The organism is Streptobacillus felis, from assembly GCF_001559775.1.
In the GTDB taxonomy this organism is placed as follows: domain Bacteria; phylum Fusobacteriota; class Fusobacteriia; order Fusobacteriales; family Leptotrichiaceae; genus Streptobacillus; species Streptobacillus felis.
Window position 1 is genome coordinate 43,611 of the sequence record NZ_LOHX01000287.1, and the last position, 21,523, is coordinate 65,133.

General features: G+C 27.2%; 22 protein-coding genes and 1 pseudogene. 20 read left to right on the plus strand and 3 right to left on the minus strand.

Features of this window, described 5'->3' with window-relative positions:
- Window positions 1-380 precede the first annotated feature (380 nt).
- Together AYC60_RS05045 and AYC60_RS05050 are read left to right on the plus strand one after the other, a co-directional pair.
- A complete protein-coding gene (locus AYC60_RS05045) occupies window positions 381-830 on the plus strand; it encodes a CopY/TcrY family copper transport repressor (RefSeq protein WP_067321958.1) in 450 nt (149 codons plus the stop codon).
- An 18-nt stretch (window positions 831-848) separates the two neighbouring features.
- On the plus strand, window positions 849-2,978 hold the full coding sequence (locus AYC60_RS05050) for a heavy metal translocating P-type ATPase (RefSeq protein WP_067321963.1): 2,130 nt from the start codon (window positions 849-851) through the stop codon (window positions 2,976-2,978).
- A 306-nt stretch (window positions 2,979-3,284) separates the two neighbouring features.
- On the opposite strand, the gene fucO is transcribed toward AYC60_RS05050, so the two are convergent.
- Window positions 3,285-4,433, minus strand: a complete 1,149-nt coding sequence (fucO, locus tag AYC60_RS05055) for a lactaldehyde reductase (protein ID WP_067321966.1) — start codon at window positions 4,431-4,433, stop codon at window positions 3,285-3,287.
- Between the two features lie 189 nt (window positions 4,434-4,622).
- Complete coding sequence (locus AYC60_RS05060) at window positions 4,623-5,192, minus strand: xanthine phosphoribosyltransferase (protein ID WP_067321969.1); 570 nt, start codon at window positions 5,190-5,192, stop codon at window positions 4,623-4,625.
- Window positions 5,193-5,487: 295 nt separating this feature from the next.
- On the opposite strand from AYC60_RS05060, the pseudogene AYC60_RS09375 reads away from it, so the two are divergent.
- Window positions 5,488-5,973, plus strand: a pseudogene (locus tag AYC60_RS09375) (IS110 family transposase).
- Between the two features lie 215 nt (window positions 5,974-6,188).
- Here AYC60_RS09375 and AYC60_RS09380 read toward each other — a convergent pair.
- The gene (locus AYC60_RS09380; protein ID WP_231724636.1) at window positions 6,189-6,356 is read right to left on the minus strand and encodes a hypothetical protein; all 168 of its coding nucleotides are present in this window, start codon (window positions 6,354-6,356) and stop codon (window positions 6,189-6,191) included.
- Here AYC60_RS09380 and AYC60_RS09615 point away from each other — a divergent pair.
- The 17 genes from AYC60_RS09615 to AYC60_RS05140 form a co-directional block, all read left to right on the plus strand.
- Entirely contained in the window at window positions 6,331-6,660 is a 330-nt protein-coding gene (locus tag AYC60_RS09615) for a transposase (protein WP_414162583.1), read from the plus strand. The genes AYC60_RS09380 and AYC60_RS09615 overlap by 26 nt on opposite strands.
- Window positions 6,661-6,910: 250 nt before the next feature.
- A complete protein-coding gene (locus AYC60_RS05070; protein ID WP_067321972.1) occupies window positions 6,911-8,122 on the plus strand; it encodes a helix-turn-helix transcriptional regulator in 1,212 nt (403 codons plus the stop codon).
- Between the two features lie 55 nt (window positions 8,123-8,177).
- Window positions 8,178-8,354, plus strand: a complete 177-nt coding sequence (locus AYC60_RS08660) for a hypothetical protein (protein WP_156447682.1) — start codon at window positions 8,178-8,180, stop codon at window positions 8,352-8,354.
- A complete protein-coding gene (gene rlmB, locus AYC60_RS05075) occupies window positions 8,354-9,052 on the plus strand; it encodes a 23S rRNA (guanosine(2251)-2'-O)-methyltransferase RlmB (RefSeq protein ID WP_067321975.1) in 699 nt (232 codons plus the stop codon). The genes AYC60_RS08660 and rlmB overlap by 1 nt, the downstream gene beginning before the upstream one ends.
- 9 nt (window positions 9,053-9,061) lie before the next feature.
- Window positions 9,062-11,659 carry a leucine--tRNA ligase gene (gene leuS / locus AYC60_RS05080; protein ID WP_067321978.1) on the plus strand — a complete coding sequence of 866 codons (2,598 nt, stop codon included), beginning with the start codon at window positions 9,062-9,064 and terminating at the stop codon, window positions 11,657-11,659.
- 11 nt (window positions 11,660-11,670) lie between these two features.
- The gene (locus AYC60_RS05085; protein WP_082762573.1) at window positions 11,671-12,567 is read left to right on the plus strand and encodes a DMT family transporter; all 897 of its coding nucleotides are present in this window, start codon (window positions 11,671-11,673) and stop codon (window positions 12,565-12,567) included.
- A 69-nt stretch (window positions 12,568-12,636) separates the two neighbouring features.
- Entirely contained in the window at window positions 12,637-12,981 is a 345-nt protein-coding gene (locus AYC60_RS05090) for an exonuclease domain-containing protein (protein WP_067321981.1), read from the plus strand.
- Window positions 12,982-13,095: 114 nt separating this feature from the next.
- Entirely contained in the window at window positions 13,096-13,926 is an 831-nt protein-coding gene (locus AYC60_RS05095; protein ID WP_067321984.1) for a 3'-5' exonuclease, read from the plus strand.
- Window positions 13,907-14,680, plus strand: a complete 774-nt coding sequence (locus AYC60_RS05100; RefSeq protein WP_067321986.1) for an NAD(+)/NADH kinase — start codon at window positions 13,907-13,909, stop codon at window positions 14,678-14,680. Before AYC60_RS05095 ends, AYC60_RS05100 begins: the two co-directional genes overlap by 20 nt.
- Window positions 14,681-14,688: 8 nt before the next feature.
- Window positions 14,689-16,317, plus strand: coding sequence for a DNA repair protein RecN (recN, locus tag AYC60_RS05105; protein ID WP_067321989.1), 1,629 nt, complete (start codon window positions 14,689-14,691; stop codon window positions 16,315-16,317).
- 8 nt (window positions 16,318-16,325) lie between these two features.
- Window positions 16,326-17,189: a tyrosine-type recombinase/integrase gene (locus AYC60_RS05110; protein ID WP_067321992.1), complete on the plus strand. Its 864-nt coding sequence runs from the start codon at window positions 16,326-16,328 to the stop codon at window positions 17,187-17,189.
- A complete protein-coding gene (locus AYC60_RS05115) occupies window positions 17,182-17,586 on the plus strand; it encodes a hypothetical protein (RefSeq protein WP_067321995.1) in 405 nt (134 codons plus the stop codon). The genes AYC60_RS05110 and AYC60_RS05115 overlap by 8 nt, the downstream gene beginning before the upstream one ends.
- Before the next feature lie 37 nt (window positions 17,587-17,623).
- Complete coding sequence (locus AYC60_RS05120) at window positions 17,624-18,187, plus strand: DUF1694 domain-containing protein (protein ID WP_067321998.1); 564 nt, start codon at window positions 17,624-17,626, stop codon at window positions 18,185-18,187.
- A 10-nt stretch (window positions 18,188-18,197) separates the two neighbouring features.
- Entirely contained in the window at window positions 18,198-19,466 is a 1,269-nt protein-coding gene (gene murA / locus AYC60_RS05125; RefSeq protein ID WP_067322001.1) for a UDP-N-acetylglucosamine 1-carboxyvinyltransferase, read from the plus strand.
- A gap of 246 nt (window positions 19,467-19,712) precedes the next feature.
- A complete protein-coding gene (locus AYC60_RS09620) occupies window positions 19,713-20,087 on the plus strand; it encodes a two-partner secretion domain-containing protein (protein WP_414162584.1) in 375 nt (124 codons plus the stop codon).
- Between the two features lie 387 nt (window positions 20,088-20,474).
- Entirely contained in the window at window positions 20,475-20,786 is a 312-nt protein-coding gene (locus AYC60_RS05135) for a hypothetical protein (protein WP_067322007.1), read from the plus strand.
- A partial coding sequence (locus tag AYC60_RS05140) for a ShlB/FhaC/HecB family hemolysin secretion/activation protein (protein ID WP_156447683.1) occupies window positions 20,783-21,523 on the plus strand: 741 nt, incomplete at its 3' end. The genes AYC60_RS05135 and AYC60_RS05140, both read left to right, overlap by 4 nt.

Here is a 21,523-nt window from a genome sequence, read left to right on the forward strand (position 1 = left end):
GGATAATGATAATATAATGACATCGATATAGTTGAATGAGAATCTGATTCAGACTTTCAAGAAAGAGTGAAAAAAATTATTAATGTTGAATTTAATCGTCCTGACTACAACAACTGGCACAGACATAATCGTCATATCGGTTATTCAAAGGCTGTATCTGAAGATGGAGAAGATAGATGTACATTTCAAGAACGAACAAGTCATATCCATGTGATATGGCTTTTATATTAATCGTATAAGGATTTAATTGTATATTAACATTAATTACAATAATATCGTTGTTTACATTTATAAAAAAGACTTGACATATTTCGTTTACAATGGTAAACTTATTTTAAACATATTAGTTTATATCTGTAAACGACAAGGAGGAAAGGAAAATGAGCACAATAGAACTTAATACTTCTATCACAGATGCTGAATGGGAAGTAATGCGTGTAGTTTGGGCAAATGATCTAGTAACTAGTAAAACAGTCATCTCTGTATTGAAAGAAAAAATGGACTGGACAGAATCCACTATCAAAACAATCTTAGGTCGATTAGTTGAAAAAGGCGTACTAAATACAGAGAAAGAAGGTAGAAAGTTTATTTACACTGCCAATATTGTAGAGAAAGAAGCCGTAAGGGATTTTGTAGAAGATATTTTTAACCGTATTTGCAAAAAGAAAGTTGGAAATGTAATAGGAAGCATCATTGAAGATCATGTCTTAAGCTTCGATGATATAGATCGACTAGAAAAAATATTAGAGATAAAAAAATCTTTCGCAGCAGAAGAAGTGGCTTGCAATTGTCCAGAAGGACAATGCGAGTGTCATTTATATCATCATTAACATAAGGAGGAATTTAAAATGAACAATAACAACAAACATTTATCCCACTGTCACCATAATCATGGCGACATGGATCATTCAAAACATGAGCACGTAAGCACGGAAGAACATGGAGACCATAAGAATCAACATCAAGAACATCATGCTGAGCATGATCACAGCGGGCACAGTGGACATGACCACAGTGGGCACCACGGAGGGCATGAACACCATCATCACGGTAACTTTAAGGAACTTTTCTTAAAATCATTGCCACTAGGAATCATTATTATGCTCTTATCCCCTATGGCTGGGTTTGACCTACCATTCCAGTTTACTTTTCCATATTCTGATATTGTAGTAGCTATTTTATCTACTATATTAATTATTTATGGTGGACGTCCATTCTATCAAGGCGCAGTTGACGAATTTAAACAAAAAGAACCTGGAATGATGGCTCTAGTTTCTTTAGGTATAAGTGTTTCATATTTATACAGTATTTATGCTGTTATCATTACCTACGTAACGGGTGGACACGTGATGGACTTTTTCTTTGAATTTGCTTCATTATTATTAATCATGTTATTAGGTCACTGGATTGAGATGAAAGCTATTGGAGAAGCAGGAGACGCACAAGCAGCATTGGCTAAGTTGGTACCAAAAGATGCTCACGTTGTGTTAGAAGATGATTCAATTGAAATACGTCCAGTTGCTGACTTACAGGTAGGCGATTTAATTCGTGTTCAAGCCGGAGAAAATGTGCCAGCAGATGGAACTATCGAGCGTGGCGAATCACGTGTAAATGAAGCTCTTTTGACTGGAGAATCAAAAGCAGTTAAAAAAGGCCCTGGCGATGAAGTAATCGGAGGCTCAACAAATGGAGAAGGGGTTCTTTATATTAAAGTGAATGAGACAGGTGATCAATCCTTTATCTCTCAAGTACAGACTTTAATTAGCCAAGCTCAAAACCAGCCTTCCAGGGCAGAAAATATTGCGCAAAAGGTTGCAGGGTGGCTCTTCTATATTGCTGTTATTGTCGCGCTAATTGCTTTTGTAGTGTGGATGATTATTGGAGATATCCCAACGGCAGTTATATTCACTATTACTACATTAGTTATTGCTTGTCCGCACGCATTGGGTCTGGCTATTCCATTGGTAACCGCCCGTAGCACAAGCTTAGGAGCCAGTCGTGGGTTACTAGTGAAAGACCGCCAAGCCTTAGAAATAGCTCAAGATGCAGATGTGATGATTTTAGATAAAACAGGTACTTTAACAACTGGTGAGTTTAAAGTATTAAACGTTGAACTTTTTAATAACAAATATAATAAAGAGGAAATCATTGCCTTATTGGCAGGTATTGAAGGAGGATCTAGCCACCCGATTGCTCAATCAATTATAAGGTTCGCCGAGCAGCAAGATATACGTCCAGCATCTTTTGATTCGATTGATGTGATTTCCGGTTCTGGAGTAGAGGGTAAAGCAGGTGGGCACCGTTACCAATTAATCAGTCAAAAAGCCTATGGACGTAATCTTGATATGGATATTCCAAAAGGAGCAACTCTTAGTGTCTTAGTAGAAAACGATGATGCCATTGGTGCTGTAGCTTTAGGGGACGAATTAAAACCAACGAGTAAAGAGTTAATTAAAGCTCTTAAAAAGAACAATATTCAACCAATTATGGCAACAGGTGATAATGAAAAAGCGGCTCAAGGCACGGCAGAAGTTTTAGGGATTGAGTATAGATCAAATCAATCTCCACAAGACAAATATGAGTTAGTTAAAACACTTAAAGATGAAGGAAAGAAAGTTATCATGGTAGGTGATGGTGTAAATGATGCTCCTTCTCTTGCCTTGGCAGATGTTGGTATAGCTGTAGGTGCTGGAACTCAAGTTGCATTGGATTCAGCTGATGTCATATTGACTCAATCCGATCCAGGAGATATTGAATCATTCATTGAATTAGCACACAAAACAACTCGTAAAATGAAACAAAACCTATTTTGGGGAGCTGGTTATAACTTTATAGCTATCCCTCTAGCTGCAGGAATTTTGGCTCCTATTGGTATCACATTAAGCCCTGCATTAGGAGGAATCCTAATGTCTGTGTCAACAGTCATCGTCGCCATTAATGCTATGTTATTAAGTTTAGATCCAAAAAATAAGGGTTAACAAATTGAATGATTGAAACTCATTAAAGTATCAAGATACAATAGTTTTACAGGAAAAAAAGAGATGTAAGTACTGGCTCTTTGTAAAATCGTGTTGGCAGAAGTAGTCGATTGATTTAGATCGAGAAGTAGTATTAGTTGCTTTTGAAGATGATGAAATTATAGGTGCAATTTGGGAGAGATTGCTTGATGCAGATAAAAGAGGCTGAAAAACTAAGAGTACAGAAAGAACATGTACCAATAAACTGGACACAGAAATGTGAAAAAGTTTGGAGGTACATGTTCTCATTGAGAGGGTGAAGTTTTATTACATTAATGATTTATATAATTCAATTATTTCTTCTAAAGTAGCTTCTCTAGGGTTTCCAGGTGCACATACATCATTAAATGCATCTTGTGCTATTTTAGGTATATCTTCCATTTTAACACCTAATTCAGATATAGTTGCTGGTATTCCAACATCTTTAGATAATTTATCTACAGCTAAACAAGCTTCATTTCTAACATCTTCTAAGCTTAAAGTTTCCCAGTCTTTTACTCCAAGTACTCTAGCTATATCTCTATATTTTTCTCCAGTGAAGTCTTTGTTAAATTTCATAACTGTTGGTAATAATGAAGCACAAGCAACACCATGTGGAGTGTCATACCATGCACTTAAAGGATGTGCCATAGCATGTACTAGTCCTAATCCTACATTTGAGAATCCCATACCAGCTATATATTGAGCTAATGCCATATCTTCTCTACATTTTTCGCAACCTTTAACTGAGTCTCTTAATGATCTTCCAACTATTTCTATAGCTTTAATATGCATCATATCTGTCATTTCCCATGCACCTTTAGTTATATATCCTTCTATAGCATGAGTCATTGCATCCATACCAGTTGCTGCAGCTAGTGATGCTGGCATTTTAGCCATCATATCACTGTCAACAAATGCTACTATAGGTATGTCATGTAGGTCAACACAAACGAATTTTCTATTTTTATTTTCATCAGTAATTACATAGTTAATTGTAACTTCAGCTGCAGTACCTGAAGTAGTTGGAACTGCAAATATTGGTAAACAAGGTTTCTTAGTATCTGCAACACCTTCAAGTGATAACACATCTTCAAATTCAGGGTTAGTTATTATTATAGCAATAGCTTTTGCTGTATCCATAGGTGATCCACCACCTACAGTAATTATACAATCTGCTTTACAATTTTTAACGAATTCTACACCGTCTTTAACATTTTTAACTGTAGGATTTGGAACTATTTTTCCAAATACTTCATAATCTATCCCAGCTGCATCTAATAAAGTAGTAACTTTTCCAGCAAGACCTAATTCAACTAGGTCATCACTTGTAATTACAGCAGCTTTTTTAAAACCACGGTTTTTAAATTCTGGAACTATTGCTTCTATTGCACCTTTACCAAAATATGATGTTTCATTTAAAATCATTCTTTTCATTTAAATCATCCTTTCTAAGTTAAATATACTGTATATTAATAATATAAGGTTAAAAGATATAGTTTCAAAATAATTTAACTAAAAAAAGTACTTAGATATTTTACTACTTATTTAATAAATTGCTATTAACAACGATATTACTACAATTGTAAATGTCCTAGTTTATTAACTAAAAAAGTAGAGTTGCCTCTACTTAAATTCTATACTTCCATCTAATGATTTAATTCTTGCTAATGATTCTAGTCTTAATCCTTCAGATATTATTCTTTCTGCTCCTACTTGGAATGATTTTTCTATTACTATTCCAACTCCAACAATATTAGCTTTTGCTTGTCTTAGTAAGTCTATAAGTCCTAGTGCTGCAGCTCCATTTGCAAGAAAATCATCAAGTATTAATATGTTTTCATTTTCAGATATATATTTTTTAGCTATCATTATATCGTATTCTCTGCCTTTAGTATACGAATATACTTTAGACTTATATACTTCATTATCTAAATTTTTTGATTCTGTTTTTTTAGCAAATACAACTGGAACATTTCCAAAGTGTTGTGAAACAATACTTGCAATTGCAATACCAGATGCTTCAACAGTAACTATTTTATCTACTATAACATTTGAAAATCTATTTTTAAATTCTACTCCTATTTCATTCATAAAATCTATATCTATTTGATGATTTAAAAACGAATCAACTTTTAATATATTATTTTCTCTTAATGTACCTTCTTTTAATATTTTATCTTTTAATTTTTGCATAGCATCTCCTTTTATAATAAAGTTATATTATATTTTAAATAATCTTAATATAATATACTAATTGTTATTTGATTATATATTTATTTATATACATAATATATTTAATTAGATAGAGTGACATCGTGATCTCCTTGTAGCTTGACTACGTAGTTTAAGAGTGATGCCTCTTCTGATAAAGTGTTTACGAATTAGTTGGATGTTGACACATCAGTGTACTTCGCATGTAGAACAAGGTTGTTACTTTTATCAGCATTTGAGGGTTTCTATCTAAAATATTTTGTAGTAGGTGGTTTTTATGTTTTATTTAGGTATTGATATCGCAAAAAATACCCATGTTGCATCACTTATTGATGGTGATGGAAAGACAATTTTTAAATCTCATTCATTTTCTAATTCAATTGATGGAATTGATTCTTTAATCGATAAATTAAAAGATCTTCCAACTAAAGAAGTTCTATTAGGTTTGGAATCTACAGGTCATTACTGGATTTCTGTTTATTCTTACCTAGTTGAAAAAGAATATGACATTATCGTAATTAATCCAATTCAAACAGATGGTTGGAGAAAAGCAACTGAAATAAGAAAACGTTAAACTAATACTATCGATTCTTTACTAATAGCTGATTTTATACGTTATGGTAATTATGAGTCTACTTATCTTTCTGATGAAAAATATTTAAATCTTCGTAATATGACTAGATTTAGATATTATCTCATAGAAGAATCATCTAATTTAAAAAGAAAGATTATTTCTAATTTAGATCAAGTATTTCCAGAATAATCATCTTGTTTTAGTGATGTATTTGGACAAACTTCTAAAGAAATTCTTTTAAATTTTAATACTGCTGAAGATTTTAGAAAACTTAAATCAGCTGATATTAGAAAGATTCTTAAAAATATTACTTTAAAAAAATCTGCAAAAACTAAAATTGATAATTTAAAAGAAATATCTAAAAATTATTTTGGAATTAACTTTGCTCTTGATTCTTATTCTATTCAAATTAAATGTTTAATTGAACAAATCAAAGTTATTGATAACCAAATAGGATTACTTGAATCTAAAATTGAAAATATTATTAATGAATTAAACACACCTATTCTTACTATACCAGGTATAGGCCCTGTAACAGGAGCTACAATCCTTGCTGAATTAGGTGATATCAATAGATTTTCAAGCGATAAAAAAATTGTTGCTTATGCTGGTCTTGATTCTACAATAAGTCAATCTGGTAACTCATATGGACTTAATGGACATTTAAGTAAACGTGGCTATTCCCACCTAAGAAAAGCTTTGTTCCAAGCTGCATTTATAGCTTCATATAATGATAATATTTTCAAAGAGTTTTACGATAAAAAACGTAAAGAAGGAAAACATCACCTTGTTGCTCTTAATGCCGTTGCTCGTAAAATGTGCCATGTAATTTATCGTATTTTAAAATACAATGAATCATTTGTAGATCAAAGATAAAAATTTTAAAAAATACCATATTTTTAGGTCATTTTGTTGTGCCTAAATTTAAGATTAAAATATATATTTTTATTTTTAAATTTAGACTTGACTTTTAATAGTTAGTCTTAAGTTAGTTTTGTATATGATATCATTTTTTTATTAAAATTTCTACAGTTTTTAAAAAATATATATACTAAACATTGCAAATGTAGTAAAGTAAATGTATAATATATAAAAGTGAAAAAAAATTAGAAAGTTGTGGTGAAAAATGGGATACTTTAGTGACAATACCTTCAATCAGTCAAAAAGGTCTGTAAGTATAGTTACAAAATTAATTGATGAAGTAGGAGATAAGACCATACATACAACACATAGATTTGCTTTTATAGTTTCTGGATCAGGGAAAGTAAAGTTAAATGAAATTGAATATATTATTAAGGAGAATAGTTTAATAAGTATTAGTCCTTGGAGTACTACAGAAATTACTGAAGTAAGTAAGCCTATGAATGTATTAATTTTTTCGTATAATAAATCATATATTTCAAGAATAGTAAATCATATTAGACCAGAATACATAGATATATTTAATAATATAGAGAAGATGGGTGAAATAGATTTAGATGGTAGAGAAGGTACAAAAATAAAGAAGATACTTCTTGAAATTAGAAATGAAATAGGTGATGATAATATTTTAGAATGTGTTGATAATTTTATTGCTGAAGCATATTCTGAAATTTTTATTATTTCAAAATTTTTAGAATTTTTTGTAGTAATTTCTCGTAATAATAAGAAAAATAAAGTTGAGGATAATAATTATTCTGAAGCTCAACTTTTAATTAAATACATACATGCTCATTCAAATGAAAAACTTACTATTAATAAACTTGCACTAACATTCTTTATGAGTGAATCTACAGTTAGAAGGTATATAGAAGAATTTACTGATTTAACTTTTAATGAATTACTGTATAAAATAAGGTTATCTAAAACTGAAGATTTACTACTATATACTAATTTGAGTTTAGATGAAATAGCTAACTTATCAGGATTTGTAGATGGTTCTCATATTACAAAAATATGGAATATGAAGAAAAATATGACGCCTACAGCATATAGAAATTCGTATAAAGAATCTTTTAAAGCAATAAGTGAAGAAGATAGAAAAGTTGTATTTGAACTAATAAACTATATTGATAAAGAATATATGCAAGATTTAAAAATAGAAACTATAGCTAAGAAATTTGAAATTAGTGAAATAAAAATAAATAAATTATTACTTTCATATGTAGATAGAAACTTTAGTACATATTTAAACCATATAAGAATAAATAAAGCTTGTGAGTTATTAATTAATACTGATACTCCAATTATAGATATATGTTTTGAAGTTGGATATAACAATATTAAGTCTTTTAACAATAACTTTAAAAAGAATAAAAATATGACACCAACATGCTTTAGAGAATATCAAAAAAAATAGTTTGAAAAATTGACAATATCTATCATCTAAAGTATAATGAAAATTAGGAGAAAATATGGATAAAATAGAAAAAACTTTAAAAGAATTAGAAGAAAAAATAGAAAAATTAGAAAAAGAAAATTTAGAAATAAGTAAGTCTTTAGATGATTTAGATTTTGAAAATGATACAGATTTAGAAATACAAGATATAATGAAAGAATATTTAATGCTAGATTTTATAGGAGAAGAATAATGGAAAAAATTAAAGGTATTAATCCAGTAATAGAAGTTTTAAAAAGTCAAACTACTATTGAAAAATTAGAGGTATATAAAGGGATTAATAAATCTCATATTAAACAAGTACTAGAACTTGCAAGTAAAAGAAATTTAAAGATATTTTATACTGATAAAAGAGATGATAACTCTCAAGGTGTAGTTGCATATATTTCAGAATATGATTACTATGTAGACTTTGTTGCATTTTTAGAAAAAGAATTAATGAAGGAAGAATCAACTATAGTTATACTTGATCAAATACAAGACCCTAGAAATTTTGGAGCAATAATTAGATCTTGTGAATGCTTTGGTGTAAGTGGAATAATTATGCAAGATAGAAATAATGTTAAAGTTACAGAAACGGTTGTTAAATCTTCAACTGGTGCTATAGAACATGTTGATATCGTTCAAGTCACTAATATTGCTGATACTATTGAAAAATTACAAAAATATGGATATTTTGTATATGGTGCAGAGGCAAATGGAGAAAAATTCTATTACGAAGAAAAATACCCTAAGAAAAAAGCATTAGTATTAGGTAGTGAAGGTAAGGGAATGAGAAAAAGAGTAAGAGAAACTTGTGATAGTATATTAAAGATACATTTAAAAGGAGAAATTAATTCATTAAATGTCTCAGTTGCAGCAGGTATATTATTATCTGAAATGAGTAAATAGGAGGAAAATATGGCAAGAGAGTATAATGCTAAAGAGATAGAACAAAAATGGCAAGAAAAATGGGAAAATGATAAGGTTTTTAAAACTAAAAATAAAGTAGAAGGTAAACAAAACTATTATACACTTGAAATGTTTGCTTATCCTTCAGGTAAGTTACATGCTGGACATTTAAGAAATTATACTATAGGGGATGCTATAGCTAGATACAAAAAGATGAAAGGATTTAATGTTTTACATCCATTTGGATGGGATTCTTTTGGATTACCAGCAGAAAATGCAGCTATAGATAATGGTGCAAATCCTGCAGTTTGGACAGCTCAAAATATTGAAAATATGAAAAGACAATTAAAATTAATGGGACTTTCATATGACTGGGATAGAGAACTTGCAACTTATAAAAAAGAATACTATAAATTTAACCAAAAATTCTTTATAGAAATGTATAAAAAAGGTTTAGTATATAAAAGAAAATCTTATGTTAACTGGTGTCCAGATTGTAATACTGTACTTGCTAATGAACAAGTAGAAGATGGTAAATGTTGGAGACATGGAAAAACATCAGTTATACAAAAAGAATTATCACAATGGTATTTTAAAATTACTGATTATGCTGATGAATTATTAACTGGACATGAAGAATTAAAAGGATACTGGCCAGATCAAGTATTAGCTATGCAAAAAAACTGGATAGGGAAATCTAGTGGAGCTGAGGTAATATTTACTTTAGAATATAATGGTAAAGAAATAGAAATACCTGTATTTACAACAAGAGTAGATACACTTTATGGTGTAACATATATTTCTATTGCCCCTGAATATCCATTGGTTTCAGAAGTAATTTTAAAAGAAAAACCAGAACTTAAATCTTTTGTAGATGAAATGATAAATGAGGATAAAATTTCTAGGGAATCACAAGATAAAGATAAAAATGGTATATTTACTGGATTTTATGTAAAACATCCTCTTACTAATGAAATGATACCTATGTATATTGCAAATTATGTATTAATGGACTATGGTACAGGTGCTGTTATGGCTGTTCCTGCTCATGATGATAGAGATTTTGCTTTTGCAAAGAAATATAACTTACCTGCAAAAGCTGTTATTAAAGCTAAAAATCCAGAAGATGATTTTGATGGAAATAAAGCATTCTTAGGTAAAGGAATATTAATAAATTCAGAAGAATTTAATGGTACACACAATATTGAAGCTAAGGATAAAATAGTTGAAAAATTAGAAAAAATTTCTAAAGGTAAATCAACTGTAAACTATAGATTACATGACTGGTTAATTAGTAGACAAAGATACTGGGGAACACCTATACCAGTTATATATGATGAAGAAGGAAATGTATACTTAGATGAAAACTTACCTGTAATTTTACCAACAGATATAGACTTTGGTGTTAAAGGTAACCCTATAGAAACTTCACCTACTTTCAAAGAGGTAATATTACCTAATGGTAAAAAAGGATATAGAGAAACAGATACTATGGATACTTTTGTTGATTCATCATGGTATTATTTAAGATATCTAGATCCTAAAAATGAAGAAATAGCCTTCTTAAAAGAAGATGCAGATAGCTTTACTCCTGTTGATCAATATATAGGTGGTATAGAACATGCTGTAATGCATTTACTATATGCAAGATTTTTCCATAAAGTATTTAGATATTTAGGATATGTATCTACTAATGAACCATTTAAGAGATTATTAACTCAAGGTATGGTATTAGATTACTCATATTATTCAAATAATGAAAGAAAGTACTTATTTAGAGAAGAAGTTGAAATAAAAGATGGTAAACCATATTCTATTAAAACAGGAGAAGAGTTAGTATCTAAATTAGAAAAAATGTCTAAGTCAAAAAATAATGGTGTAGATCCTGAAAAAATAATAAAAGAATTTGGAGCAGATGCTGCAAGAGTCTTCACTTTATTTGCTGCACCACCTGAAAAAGAATTAGAATGGAATGCAAATGGTGTAGTTGGAGCTTATAGATTTGTTAATAGAATATTCTTAATGGCACAAGAATGCTTAGATATTTTAAAAGCTGATTATTCAAAAATAGAATTAGATAAGAGAAATAAAGAAGATGAAAATCTTCAAAGAAAAACTCACCAAACTATTAAAAGAGTTACAGATAGTATGGAAGATAACTTTCACTTTAATACTGCAATAGCAGCTACTATGGAGCTTTTAAATGAATTAACTACATATAAGCAAAATGTATTAGATTTAGATAATAAATCAACTGAGTCAAATAAAGTATTTAAAGAAGCTATGATTTCCTTAATATTAATGATATCTCCTATAGCTCCTCATATATCTGAAGAAATATGGGAATTATGTGGAATGGAAGGATATATATTTGATTCAAATTGGCCAGAATATATAGAAGAGTTAACTAATGTTTCAGAAATTACTATGATGATACAAGTAAATGGAAAAATTAGAGGGGAATTCTTAACTAATATAAATGCAAGTAATGAAGAACTAATTGAAAAAGCATTATCTAATGAAAATGTAATTAGAAATATTGAAGGAAAAGAAGTTGTTAAAACTATAGTAGTACCTAAGAAATTAGTAAATATAGTTGTGAAGTGAGTTGAAACTGTTTGAAAACGTTTATAAATAATTTGAAATCTGAATTAATACTGTTTATAGTAGCTATAATCTGGGGTACTGGATTTATAGCTACTAAGGTAGCTGTAGATAATGGAATGCAAACATATAATATTATGTTTATAAGATTTTTAATATCAACAATTTTACTATACTTAATGTTAAAGTTTAGAAAAATAAAAGTAGATAAAAGTTCTTTTATTGCAGGTACAATTTTAGGAACTGTATTAGTTCTTGCATATTTAACACAAACTTTTGGACTATATTATACAACCCCTGCTAAAAATTCTCTTTTAACAGGATTAAGTGTAATTTTTGTTCCATATATGTCATATTTAATATTTAAAACTAAGGTTGATAAATATACTTTTATTGCATCTATACTTGCATTTATAGGAATGTATATGTTATCAGGTAACTTTTTAGAATCAGTTGATGGTTTTAATAAAGGAGATTTTTATACTATATTATGTGCAGTACTTTTTGCGCTACACATAGTTATAACTGGATATTATGTAAATAAAATTAATACTGTAGTCTTAGCTTATGTACAATTTTTAGTTGCAACTATTGAATCACTAATACTTGCTATCTATTATGGACATTTAACTAGCATATCTACTGTAGGATTACTTTCATCTATTTACATGGGTGTTTTTTGTACCTTTGTAGCCTATACGTTACAAATAATAGGACAAAAAAGATTAAGTTCATCTACGGTGGCAGTAATATTATCTTTAGAAGTTGTTTTTGCAACTATACTGTCTATATTTTTAGGATATGATAAATTTCATTTTATTATACTAGTAGGCTCTGTATTAGTTTTTTTAGGAATAATAACATCAGAAACAAAACTAGATTTTATATTTAAAAATAATAAAAGAAAATAGGAACTTTAATGTTCCTTTTTTTATATATATATTGTATAATATATGTATAAATTGAATTAAGGAAGAGTAATGGAAGAAAAAGAATTACAAAGTCTTAGAAGAAAAGCTAAAAAATTAAAACAACAATTAGAAAGATATGATGCATTTATGGAGATATTTGAATATGTTAGAAAAAATATATTCATATTAAATCCCATAATATTAGATGTAGAAACTACAGGTATTAGAAGAGAAGATGAAATATTACAATTAAGCATTATTGATTTAGGTAGTAATATAGTTTTTGATAAATATACTAAACCTAAGAAGGTTAATGAATGGGATGAAGCATTTAAAATACACAACATATCTAAGGAAATGGTAGAAAATAAGAAAAATATATCATATTATAAAAGAGATATAGAAAAAATATAAAAAAAACATAAGTTAATAATAGGGTATGAAGTTAATTCTGATATTGCATTTTTAAAGAGATCAGGAATAGAATTAAAATCTAATATAGTATTAGATATAGCCTATCTTTTTTCATTGTTATTTGAAAATGAAAATTTAATAGACAGAAAAATTAGACCAAGTTTATCAGAAGCAGCTAAATACTATAACTTTGATTTTAATGCACATGATGCACTTAGTGATTGTATAGCCACATTGCATTGTTTTAAAAGTATATTAGTAGAAAAAAGAGAAAAGCTAGTATTTAAATATGATAATGAAGCAATGAAGTTTCTAGAACAAGAAGAAAAAATAGAAGAGAAGGAATATAAGGAAGATAAATTAGTAAAACTTGCAAAAAAATATATAAAAATATTTGAAAGCATAGGTAATAAGATAGTATTAGATTTAGAGACTACAGGTATAAGAGAAAATGATGAAATTATTCAGTTAAGCATTATTGATTCTGATGGTAATAATTTATTAAATGAATATTTTAAACCTATAAACGTAACTGAATGGGAAGATGCATATAAGATACATAAGATAAGTAGAGAAATGTTATATGATAAGCCTAGTATAGAAGATTTTAGAGAAGAAATACAAAAAATATTAGATATGACAGACTATATGATAGGATATGGAATAGATTTTGACTATAAGTTATTAATTAGGCATGGATTTAATGTAGAACATATTAGAAAAGTTGATATATCAGACTATTTTAAATATTTATATAGAAAAATATTAAATGATCCAAAACTTAAGAGACCAAAATTAATAGAATGTTCAAGCTATTATGGGTTTAAAGAAGATGATTTTCATAATAGTCTTACTGATTGTTATGCTACATTGTTATCATATAAAGGTATATATAAAGACATGTTAGAAGAATTGAGTGATGTAGATGAAGGTAAAAATAATTAAAAAAGCTACACTAAGCAATAATGAAATATCATATTTTTTAGAATACTTAAATAATAAAAATATAGATATAGTTGAAGATATGTTAGATGCAGAAATATTAATAACTTTTGGAGGAGATGGTACCCTACTTTCAACTGTAGAATATTTGAGAGTTCATAATATTCCAGTTTTCTCTATTAATTATGGAAGTATAGGATATATGACTAAAATTAGCAATAAAGATGCTATTTCTTCTTTTGATAAGTTTTTAAAAGGTGAATATAGAATAGATCATAGAAAATTTTTAGAAGTTAATTTTAGGAATAAAACTTATTTTGCACTAAATGAAATAAGTATATTAAAATTTGCTATAAATTCTGAATTAATTAATGTTAAAGTAGAACAAAATAAACAACTTATAAATATATATAAAGCAGATGGTATTATTATTGCTAGTCCTACAGGATCTACTGCATATTCTTTATCAGCTGGTGGCCCTATTATTTCACCAGAGTTAGATGCAATTTGTATTACTCCACTTGCATCACAAAGTCTTACAGCTAGATCAATAATATTAGATGGAAATAAGGAGTTATCAATTTCTGCATATGGAAGAAGTGAATATGTTGGATTAAATATAGATGGTAATCTACATTTTAAACTTTATCCAGAAGAATATGTTGATGCAAAATTATCAAATGTTGGTATAGACTTAATTTATGTTGATGATTTAAATTACTATAATATATTAAAACAAAAACTACATTGGACTTAGGGGAGATTATGTTAAAGGAATTAAAGATTGAGAATTTAGCTATAATAGATGAAATAGATATAAATTTAGATAAGGGACTTACAGTATTAACAGGAGAAACAGGAGCTGGTAAGTCTATAATACTTGATGGGATTTCTTTAATTATTGGTGATAAGGCTAATAAAGAAATGATAGGTAAAAATAGTGATAAAGTAAGTATAGAAGCTATATTTGATTTAAATGTTGAACAACTGAATAAAATAAGTAAATTGGGCTATGAACTAGAAGATGAATTAATAGTTTCAAGAGAATTTGGGTCTGAAAATAAAGTAAAAATCAACAATAAAAGATTTACTTTATCTAATTTAAAAGAAATTAGTAGTAATATTTTAGATTTAGTAGGACAACATGATCATCAATATTTACTTAATTCAAATTACCACCTTTATCTTTTAGATAAATTTTTGGATAAGGAAAGTGTAGAAATAAAGAATAAAATAAAGGAATATATATCAAAAATAGATGAATTGAAAGAAGAAATAGAATCTATTAAAAAAGATAAATTAGAAGTTATAGAAAAAAGAAATCTATATGAATATATAATAGAAGAAATATTTAAATATAATTTGGAAATAGATGAAGATATAGAACTTGAAAACGAATATAACGAACTATTTAATTCTGGAATAATTATAGATAAATTAAATGAAGTATTAGAAATACTTGATTTTAGTAGTTTTAAAAAAGTTAAAAAAGATTTGGAAAAATTATGTGAATATTCAAATAAATATGAAGAACTAAGTGATAGATTTTCTAATGTATATGAAGAATTAAATGATATAGTAGATGAACTATCATCAGGTTTAACATTTACAAATAATGATCCATTTAGATTAGAAGAAGTAGATGTAAGACTAAAAGTAATAAAAAAATTAAAACTTAAATATGGTAGTAGTATTAAGGAAATACTAGAATATGGTGAAAGTATTAAGAATAAGCTTGAATTAATTGAAACTTCAGATGAAACTTTAAAGGAAAAAGAAGAAGAACTTGAATATAATCTTAAGGAATACAAAAAATTAAGTTCAAGATTAACTAAGTTAAGAAAAGATACATCTAAAACTCTTAAATTAAATGTAATGAATGAATTAAAGGAATTAAATATGCCTTCAGTTATATTTGATATTGAGTTTAATGAATTAGAAAGAATAAATCCTAATGGTAATGATGGTGTTAAGTTTTTAATATCTACAAATAAGGGTGAAAAGCTAAAAGAATTATCAAAAATAGCTTCTGGAGGAGAAATATCAAGAATAATGTTAGCTTTAAAGATAGTCTTTTCTGAAGTAGATAATATTTCATGTTTAATTTTTGATGAAATTGATACGGGTATTTCTGGTGAAACTGTTATAAAAATAGCTGGTAAACTTAAAGAATTATCAAGTAGAGTCCAAATTATATGTGTGACTCATTCACCACAGATAGCAGCTAAGGCTGATTCACAATTCTTAATATATAAAGAAAGTGATAAAAATAAAACTAATACAAAAATTAAAAAATTAAATAAGGAAGAAAGAATCAGAGAAATAGCTAGAATATTATCAGGGGATAATATAACTAAAGCTAGTCTTGAAATAGCTAAAGAAATGATGGAATAGAGGTGAATATGGTAGAAGTAAATATGTTTTTAGATTATTTAAAATTTGAAAAGGGTAATGCAGATAAAACTATAGAAAGCTATAAAAATGATCTATATACTTTTTTTAATAAAGTAAATAAAAAGGTAGATGAAATAACTAGTGAAGATATATACGAATATATAGAAAAACTTAAAGAAAAATATGTATATAATTCAGTAATTAGAAAAATAAGTTGCATTAAATCTTTTTTTAAATTTTGCTACATGGAAAAAATAATAAAAAATGATCCTGCAAATAAAATACATAATCTAAAAAAAGAAAAAAGACTACCACAAGCTCTAACTATTGAAGAAATTAAAGCTATAATAGAAAGTTTTAATCATGATCCTATTGAAAGAAGGAATCAATTAATCGTAAAATTTCTTGTAGCTACTGGTGCAAGAATTTCTGAGGTTATAAACTTAGAGATAAAGGATATAGAAAATTCGGATTTTGAATTTGCAAGACTATATGGTAAAGGAAGTAAGTATAGATTTGTTCCTATATATCTTGAATTAGAGGAAGAAATAAAAAAATATATAAAAGAAATAAGACCAAAAATCAAGGGAAGTGAAGGAAGTTATCTACTATTTCCTGGAATAAGAAGAGAAAATTTTTGGAAAGTATTAAATAAACATGCTCAAAATCTTGGAATAGATAAAAAAATACATCCACATTTATTTAGACATTCTGCAGCAACTATGATGATAGAAAATGGTGCTGATATTAGAATAGTTCAAGAATTACTTGGTCATGCTAGTATAACTACAACTGAGGTATATACTCATGTAGAAAAATCTAAGCTAAAAGAAATATATAAAAGAGTGAAAATTGGAGAGGAAGATGAATAAAGAAATAGTAAAAAAATATAGTGTGGAATTAATAGTTTTAACTATATTTATAGCTTTAGGAATAATATATAAATTTGATTTTTTGGGTAAAAAGACTTTAAGCATTTTAGCAGTATTTACATTAAGCTATATCTTTTTAAATGCATATATTATTAAAAATATATATAAATCATCATTTACAAGATTAATGATAAATATTATGTTTACTGTAGACATATTAATACTATTTATGGGTACTATAAATTTATCATATTTTCTTTTCTATAATCTTGTATACATATTATTCTTAGCTGTAACTTTTAAAACAGAAGGGATAGTTGGTGTTAGGAGAGGAGGTATTCTTTACATACTATATGGAATATTTAAGTTGATATTTATGTATTTTTTAGCGGCTTAACATTGAATAGATTTCGTATTTATGTTAGAATTCAATTATGATACTTGAAAATGAAATATTAAAGAAAATTGAAAAAGTAAAAGATAAGATAATTAATGCTAGAGTTGAGAAAAATAGATATTTGGGAGAATACAGAGAAAGGGTAATAACAGCATTAACAAAACAAGAATTAGAAGAAAAATTTGTATATCCTGAAGTAATGAAGGCATTAAAGAAAAAAATAGCTTCAAAAATGATAGTCTCTAGAGATGTAGATTTATCTAAATTAAAAAAATATATAACTCTTGCAAAACAGATGAAAATTCCATGTAAAATGGTTGATGGATTAAGTTATACAGGAGAAGTAGGGCTAGTTGTAATTTCTGATGATGAAGTTAAAAATAAATTAGATGATCCTGTTGTATTAAGTTTTAAAGAGAGAATAATAAATGCAGGGCTAGATGTAGTATATTATCAAGCTATGGGTAAAAAGATATCAAAAAAATATTATGAAATAATTAAGGAAAAATTACCTGAATTAGTTGAATTCTATGAACCTATGGGATTCTTTGATAAAATTACAGGTACTATATGTCCTATAACACAAAAATTAGAAGATTAATGGAGGAAAAATGGTAGAAGGATTCAGAATAGAAGGTAAAAGACCTTTAAATGGAGTAATAGAAGTTAGTGGAGCTAAAAATGCAGCACTTCCAATAATAATAGCAACATTAATAGAAAAGGGAGAACATATATTAAGAAATGTCCCTGATTTAAGAGATATTAGAATACTATTTCACCTATTAGAAGATTTTGGTATGAAAGTAGAAAAATTAGATAATAATAGTTATAAAATAATAAATAATGGATTCAAAAGAAATGAAGCAAGTTATGAGATAGTTAAACAAATGAGAGCTTCATTCTTAGTAATGGGGCCTATGGTTGCAAATCTTCAAGAATCTATCGTTTCACTTCCAGGTGGATGTGCTATAGGTAGTAGACCAGTAGATATACATTTAAAAGGTTTTGAGGCACTAGGAGCAGAAATAACTCAAATTAGAGGATATGTACATGTTGTAGCTGAAAACTTAAAAGGTGCAGATATTGCATTAACTTTCCCTTCAGTAGGTGCAACTCAAAACTTATTAATGGCTGCTGTTAAAATACCAGGAACAACTAGAATAATTAATGCAGCAAAAGAACCTGAAATTGTAGACTTAGGTAACTATTTAATTAAAATGGGTGCAAAAATTGAAGGTTTAGGAACTAATACTATAACTATAGAAGGTGTAGAGAAATTAAATGCTGTTGAGTACTCAATTATGCCTGATAGAATAGAAGCAGGAACTTATGTTATAGCATCTATAGTAACAGATGGAGATTTAAAAATAAAAAATGCTAATATAGAAGATTTAGGTGTTTTTAAACATCAACTTGAAGACATGGGAGTAAAATTTGAAAGAGAAGGAGATATATTAACTGTTAAAGGTAAAGTTAAAGATTTAAAACCTGCAAGAATAGTTACTATGCCTCATCCTGGATTCCCTACTGACATGCAAGCACAAATGATGTTACTATTATCATTAATAAAAGGTCATAGTGAAGTAGAAGAAACAGTATTTGAAAATAGATTTATGCATGTACCAGAATTAAATAGAATGGGTGCAGATATAACTATCAGACATGGTATAGCTAATGTTGAAGGAGTAGAAACTCTATATGGAACTAATGTTATGGCATCTGATTTAAGAGCTGGAGCTGCTTTAGTTGTTGCAGGTTTAGTAGCAGATGGAGATACTACTTTAAGTAGAATATATCATATAGATAGAGGGTATGATAAATTAGAAGAAAAACTTAATAAAGTTGGAGCTAAGATTGAAAGAATTAAATTAGAAATATAAAAAAATTAAATTAAATAAAGGAATTATTTCTATTTTTAGAAATAGTTTCTTTTTATTATTTAAATATTTTCTAAGATAATACATATTATTAACCTAAATTAAACGTGTAATAAATTAACTTGACATAAAAATAATTAAATTCTAGTATTAATTAGTGAATTTTAAAACAAAAGAGAGTGAGGTATTAATTATGAAAAAAAATATGCTTTATGTCTATTAATAACATCTCTTTTTTCATATACAAACATAACAGTAGATGGAAAAACAAATGTATATGTAGAAAAGAGTAATAATGGTGTAGATATCATAAATATTTCAACTCCAAGTCCTAAAGGTGTAAGTCATTCAACCTTTAAAGAATTTAATGTAAGTGAAAAAGGTGCTGTAATAAATAATGCAAAAAATATTGCAAGAAGTAGAATAGCTGGATTAATAAATGGAAATAATAATATAAAAGACACAAGAGCAAAACTTGCCCTTCTAGATGTAACAGGATTAGAAGAAACTAAACTAAAAGGAATACTTGAAGCATTAAGTAAAGATAAATTAGATGTAATACTTTCATTAATTATGATTAAAGATGTTGTATATGAGTTTAATGGAGGTCAAAATGTTAAGTAATCTATTGAAATTGTCAAAAAAAATTAATCTAATATTACCGTATATATTTGCATTTGTTTTAAGGGGGATATTATCATCAAGGGAATATTTTATAGTTTTAGGTTTAATTTATCTTTGGGTTAGATATAAAAATGTTGTGAATAGAGAAGTTAGATTGAAAACAATAATATTTATAATGTTGAATTTTTTAATTTCTATAATTGTTTTAGCTATTTTTGGAGACTTTTGGATTATTGTTTCAATTATTTTGTCTTTTGCTTTTTCATATTTTCTAGAAGAAGGAATATTGATTTTAATTTACCCTTTTTTATTTTTTATGGTTAACGCTTTTTGGATTATTTTTACTATTTTTTTCTTGCCTCTATCTGATAATTTAAAGGTGATATTATGAAACATACAATATATTTAAAAATAATACTTATTAGCACATTTATCCTAAAGCCAATATTAATCAAGAATTTTAGATATGTAAAAAGTAAAGGAATGTTTTCAATGCCATATTATGAGGTAGAATTATATTCATATGTTAAAATGTTATCGATATATTTTCTAATTTTAATACCATTTATTTTCTTTTTTAGTATTTTAATAAAGAAGGTAAAAAAAGAGAATTTAGAAATAATAGGATTAATTTTAAATATCATAATAATAGTTTTAATAATACTATCTATAGTTATTAGGTTGAGAAACAATTTATGAAAAAACTACTAATAATACTAATACCATATATTGTTTATTCTACAGAAATAGATAAGATAATATATAATGGAGTAGAAGATAGTTTGGCTATTAGTTTAAATAGTGATTTAAAAAGTGGAGAAGAACTAGATGTGTCAAAAATAGATATACTAGTATCTAACTTCAAATATGCTAAAAGTAATAATATAGATGTTAGTATAGAACCATCTATAGAAGAAAATAAGTCAAATATAATAATAACAAATAAGAAAACTAATCCATTTAAATTATCACTAGGTTTTGATAATTATGGAGAAAATAATGAAGTTGGTAAATATAGATACAATATAAGTGCAGGAGTTGAAGGATTAATATTAAATGAAAAACTAGATATATCATATATTTTTGTAAGACCTATACTACCAAATAGAAAAGCAGTTAAGAGTGTAGATGAATTACTTCCTGGAGAAGAGTTAGAAGAAGTATCTGATAAAAGAAGGTCTAGAAGAAATGAGAATTTAGATATTAATTTATCATTTCCAATAAAGAATAATAAGATATATCTAAAATATAGTAATACAAGATATTTAAGAAGTATAATTACAGATAATGAGAATATATATGATATATCGGGACTAAGTAATAGATATGAAATAAAGGTTGATAGAAAGATAAATAAAACTATTGATTTAATAAGTTCATATTCATATATAGATAGAAGATCATATGTAGAAGATGTATTAAGTAGAAGAGATAGT